We start from the raw sequence: 1522 nt of genomic DNA, 5'->3' as shown, positions 1-1522 counted from the left end.
ACGACCACGACCACGACCACGGTGCGCGAACCGGCATCCACACTGCAGGACCCCCACAGCTGATACTCACCGTGAAAGGGAGGTCGTCATGACGGCCTACCACACCATCCTCGTCGACACCGACGGCTCCGACCGCTCCTACCGGGTGATCGACCACGCCGCCGAACTCGCCCGCGCCAGCCACGCCCGCCTGCTCATCCTGTGCGCCCGCCACGACATCGACGCCCACACCCTCGGCCCCGACCTCGACCGGCTCGGACCCGACGCCTACCAACTCCGCGGCACCACCCCCACCGACACGATCCTGCGCACCGCCCGCCACCACGCCACCGCCCACGGCGCCACCGACATCACCACCCACATCCTGGCCCCACCCACCCAGCACGCCCTGCTGCACCTGGCCGCCACCACCGGCACCGACCTCATCGTCACCGGCCACCCCCACCGCCACCCGCTGCTGGCCCGCTGGCTACCCACCCTGCCCATCGAACTCGCCCGCCACGCCCACTGCGACATCCTCATCGTCCACGCCCCGCCCGACAATCCACCCCACCTGCCACCGAACCCCGCAGACCGGCACTCGACGACTGTCCCGTAAGCCGATCGGCCACCGGAACACCACGATCCGCGGACTGCCGCCCAGCTCGCAGGTGTTCCGTAGAGGTGTTCCGCGTACCGTCCCGCTCAACCCCCGCTATCCGGAACAATTCCGGGTATGGGTGAACCGTTCCGCGTCGGATACTGCCGTTGCTCCACCGATGAACAAGACGTCGAGATCCAAACCGACCAACTCCTCACTCTCGGCGTTCCACGCGACCGGATCTTCATCGACACCGGGTTCTCCGGCACCACCCGCCGCAACCGCACGGGCCTCGACAACGCGCTCGCCGCAGTGACCTCGGCAGCGGCGGCCGTCAGCGGGCGGCAGGTCGTGCTGACCACAACGAAATTCGACCGATTCGCCCGCAACATGGCCGAAGCCGGAGAAATCCTCACCGACCTGCGCAAGCGCGATGTCCTGTTCGGGCTCGGCAGCTCCGTCTACGACTGGAACGACCCGTTCGGCAAACTCTTCCTGCAAACCCTGGCCATGGTCGCCGAATTCGAGGCCAACCTGGGCCACCTGCGCACCCGTGAAGGCATGGCCAAGGCCCGCGCCAAGGGCCGCCTCAAGGGCAAACAGCCGAAACTGCCTCTCGCAGCACGCAAAACGATCCACCGCCGCTACCACGACCCCGGCGACGACGCCAGCCTGGCCGACCTCGCCGAGGAATACAGCGTCGGTCGCTCCACCATCCACCGCATCATCAGCAGCCCCGCCCCACCCCGCATCTGACGCAAACCAGCGCACCGCCCGAGCCGATCACGACGGCATCGTCGCTGGTCCAGCCATATGTGTTGTTTTCCGCGCGATTACTACCGGAACCCCCCTTAGCGACGGGTGAATTTTGACCCCCGTCTGAGCTAGGAGGGTGATTTCAGTGGAACAGTGGGCGGAGATCCGCCGGTTGCATCGCAGTGA

At 67.2% G+C, this 1522-nt stretch carries 2 protein-coding genes; both read left to right on the top strand.

Features of this window, described 5'->3' with window-relative positions:
- The first annotated feature begins 88 nt into the window (after window positions 1-88).
- Window positions 89-598: a universal stress protein gene (locus ABZW74_RS24555; protein WP_355280119.1), complete on the top strand. Its 510-nt coding sequence runs from the start codon at window positions 89-91 to the stop codon at window positions 596-598.
- Window positions 599-715: 117 nt separating this feature from the next.
- Entirely contained in the window at window positions 716-1336 is a 621-nt protein-coding gene (locus ABZW74_RS24550) for a recombinase family protein (RefSeq protein WP_010596700.1), read from the top strand.
- Window positions 1337-1522 lie beyond the last annotated feature (186 nt).

Source organism: Gordonia sp. NPDC003585, assembly GCF_040610755.1.
Lineage (GTDB): Bacteria > Actinomycetota > Actinomycetes > Mycobacteriales > Mycobacteriaceae > Gordonia.
This window is presented reverse-complemented; position numbering and strand designations above follow the sequence as displayed.